Raw genomic sequence first — 2,752 nt, 5'->3', positions numbered from 1 at the left:
GATGGCATCAAGGGGTTGATATTCGTAACGCAGTACGTCATGGGCGGGATCGGTGGTTTGTTTAATTGGCGTTGGCGTTTGCATCGCTCGCTCCTGTCAATCTATCTATTTAATTAATGGCTATTTCAGTTACAGGTTAGCGAAATTGCTCGATCGCTGTCCGTTGACTACGATACCTGTTGTCCCAGAAATTAGCTCAATTTGTTTGTGCAGCTAAATAAACACTCAACCGCTTGTAGTGCAGCAAATTGATGCTATTCGGAGTTTTTCTCAGCAAGAAACCCGGTTTTTCTAAAAAACCGGGTTTCTCGAAGGTTTTTTAGAAAAACCTGGCTTCTCGCGGTTGAGTGCGATCGCAATTTTAATTCAGCTAACTACTAGATCGGCTGTATCGTAACTTTTTATTTGTAATTCTGATAATTCCTCTACTTGTGCTTGGGAATTTTTGTGTATTAGATTACTGTTTTCTACTGCATTTTGGTAGATATCGCATTTTTTCATAAATTGGGGTATGCCTAAATGGCAACCTTTCCACCCACCTTGCACCGATACGCCCAGCATTTCGCAAGAACCACCCCGCCTTCCCAGCGGTTTGTAATATTGACAATATTTACATACTGAAACTGGAGTAGTTAAGGTTTTCATAAGATCGTTTCCCTTTCAAACCATTTCCACGGCGAAATCGGTCTTCCTTTAATTAAGTATGCGGCAAAATTTTACAACTCTGCGTAAATTTTAGTATTTGCAATCAAAACATTGCAAATCATTACAAAACGTCATAAAGACAATTTACACAAGCGTTAGTGTCAACTTTACTTATGTTAAACAAGCACAACATTAACTGAAATAACCTGTATTTTGTGATCTGTGACACAGCAAAAGCAGATGCGCTCGCTTAGAGATTTATATTAAATCTGCAATTATATTTTGTGGAGGTTTGACGTTAGCGATCGCGTTAAAGTTCCCGGAGGCAGGTTTTAGGGACAGCTAAGGTGCGATCGGCTGATATAATTATGCCAAATGAAAAGAGAAAATTAAGAATTTGCCATAAGTAGGTAAAACCTGGTAATAAACCTCACAAGTAATTGTCTAGAATTACCAGCGACGTACTGATAACCAGCGACACCAGTAGTAAAAACGCAATTACCAATACCATCGAAAAAGATAAAAAGCGCTTGCGAAGAAAGTGCTTGATGCCGTTTGCCGATTTCGCTTCCACCTGCCAAACAGGCTCCTGCGATCGCACTTCACCAACCTTAATGCTATTTTTTCCCAACCAGAAGCTCTCCCACTAACACCGCAAGAGGTAATTTCCGCTATTTACTCGTTTGAACCTTCATTAGTTTGTCGCTCTAAAATCAAATCCATTGCCCTGGCGATAATAGCTTCCCGCTCTACTAATTCTGCTAATTCTTCAGCTTCATAGCTACCTTCAAATGCTTCCAAAGCGGCTCGTTCCAATGCTAAATCATAGGCATCGCGTAAGGTTTCTAATAGTTCCTCTTGATTCATATAGGTTCCTTTCGCTTTTTCCCTCTGATTGGTGCGTTGAATTTGCTTGACCGAATTGCGTATAGAAAGATTCCATGATTTAGTAGTACGTTTTTCTGCGACTTGTTTAATTAAATGCAGCAGTAGAATAATGCCATAGCTAAAGATTTTGTTGAGTTTATCGGATTTACTCATTTCCTCTAATTCTTCTACCAGTATTAGTGCTTCAGCAACTTTGCCTTGATGGAGCAATTCTTTGAGTGCGATTAATTCTTCCATAAATCCTTATTTTTCAGTTTCGCGATATTATCATTCTGCCAACAGAAGAGGGACGACTGCATTTCATCGTCCCAAAGCAGAAAGAAAGCTATTATTCAGCCTTTTTCTCGAACTTAAGAGCGGCAGAATTCATGCAGTAGCGCAGACCTGTCGGACGGGGGCCATCGTTAAATACGTGGCCCAGGTGAGCGTCACAGGCAGCGCAAAGCACTTCTGTGCGACGCATGAACAAGCTGTTATCTTCTTCAACAGCTATGTTATCTTGTGCGATCGGAGCCCAAAAACTAGGCCAACCCGTTCCAGAATCGTATTTGGTTTCTGAGTTAAACAAGTCATTACCGCAACAAACACATTTGTAAATTCCTTTTTCTTTGTTGTTGTAATATTCGCCCGTAAATGCTCTTTCCGTTCCCTTCTTTCTGGTGACTTTGAACTGTTCGGGCGTTAGCTGCTGTTTCCATTCTGACTCAGACTTTTGTACCTTGTTAATCATGCTCCGAGACTCATTTTTGATATGTTTGTATGGGATTTTAGCGGATCGAAGCAAAGGTGTATCCCTTCGCTAATCCAACCCACAGTTAGATTGTAAGTGTCGCACCATACTTGTGGGGGTGCGGATTACCGGAATCCGATACATACTACGCAAAGCTATAAGCGATCGCCAACTTTTTACCTCTCCATCCAGCACAATCCCAACATTCAAACGTTTTAAACATAAGAGCATATTATATTGATACCGCAGCCAAACCTATGGCTCGAATCACGATTAACTCAAGGATATTTATGATTGCGATCGTTAAACTTTCCCATCTCTTTCATAATTTTAGCAAAAACAGCGACATCAATTTCATTCTCGGATTTTTTAATGCCAAAGCTAAGCATGGCTCATCCCTAGATGAAAGCTGGATATAAAATGTTACAATTCGTTGACAAACTTTGTCGGGCGCGTAATAGCTCACAACGCCAATCGCTGGCAATTACC

The 2,752-nt window shown here is 40.7% G+C and carries 5 protein-coding genes; all 5 read right to left on the bottom strand.

All coding sequences use genetic code 11. From position 1 onward, the window contains the following. Positions 1 to 366: 366 nt before the first annotated feature. The 5 genes from H6S82_RS27610 to H6S82_RS27590 all read right to left on the bottom strand — a co-directional run bounded on the left by H6S82_RS27610 (position 367) and on the right by H6S82_RS27590 (position 2,494). Positions 367 to 645 carry a hypothetical protein gene (locus H6S82_RS27610; RefSeq protein ID WP_190462065.1) on the bottom strand — a complete coding sequence of 93 codons (279 nt, stop codon included), beginning with the start codon at positions 643 to 645 and terminating at the stop codon, positions 367 to 369. Between the two features lie 430 nt (positions 646 to 1,075). Next, on the bottom strand, positions 1,076 to 1,276 hold the full coding sequence (locus H6S82_RS27605) for a hypothetical protein (RefSeq protein ID WP_190462063.1): 201 nt from the start codon (positions 1,274 to 1,276) through the stop codon (positions 1,076 to 1,078). Positions 1,277 to 1,320: 44 nt separating this feature from the next. Further along, positions 1,321 to 1,770, bottom strand: coding sequence for a DUF29 family protein (locus H6S82_RS27600; protein WP_190462061.1), 450 nt, complete (start codon positions 1,768 to 1,770; stop codon positions 1,321 to 1,323). A gap of 91 nt (positions 1,771 to 1,861) precedes the next feature. Next, a complete protein-coding gene (gene msrB / locus H6S82_RS27595) occupies positions 1,862 to 2,263 on the bottom strand; it encodes a peptide-methionine (R)-S-oxide reductase MsrB (protein ID WP_190462059.1) in 402 nt (133 codons plus the stop codon). Positions 2,264 to 2,332: 69 nt separating this feature from the next. Next, positions 2,333 to 2,494: a hypothetical protein gene (locus H6S82_RS27590; protein WP_190462057.1), complete on the bottom strand. Its 162-nt coding sequence runs from the start codon at positions 2,492 to 2,494 to the stop codon at positions 2,333 to 2,335. Positions 2,495 to 2,752 lie beyond the last annotated feature (258 nt).

Origin of the sequence: Planktothrix sp. FACHB-1355, assembly GCF_014748295.1 — a bacterium.
GTDB lineage: Bacteria > Cyanobacteriota > Cyanobacteriia > Cyanobacteriales > Aerosakkonemataceae > Aerosakkonema > Aerosakkonema funiforme_A.
The sequence above is the reverse complement of the archived record's forward strand: the minus strand, read 5'-3'. Positions and strand labels throughout refer to the sequence as shown.

Excerpts from the sequence above, each read along its gene's own strand:
- H6S82_RS27600 (WP_190462061.1), bottom strand. The coding sequence starts at position 1,770 with ATGGAAGAATTAATCGCACTCAAAGAATTGCTCCATCAAGGCAAAGTT.
- msrB (WP_190462059.1), bottom strand. The coding sequence starts at position 2,263 with ATGATTAACAAGGTACAAAAGTCTGAGTCAGAATGGAAACAGCAGCTA.
- H6S82_RS27590 (WP_190462057.1), bottom strand. The coding sequence starts at position 2,494 with ATGCTCTTATGTTTAAAACGTTTGAATGTTGGGATTGTGCTGGATGGA.
- H6S82_RS27610 (WP_190462065.1), bottom strand. The coding sequence starts at position 645 with ATGAAAACCTTAACTACTCCAGTTTCAGTATGTAAATATTGTCAATAT.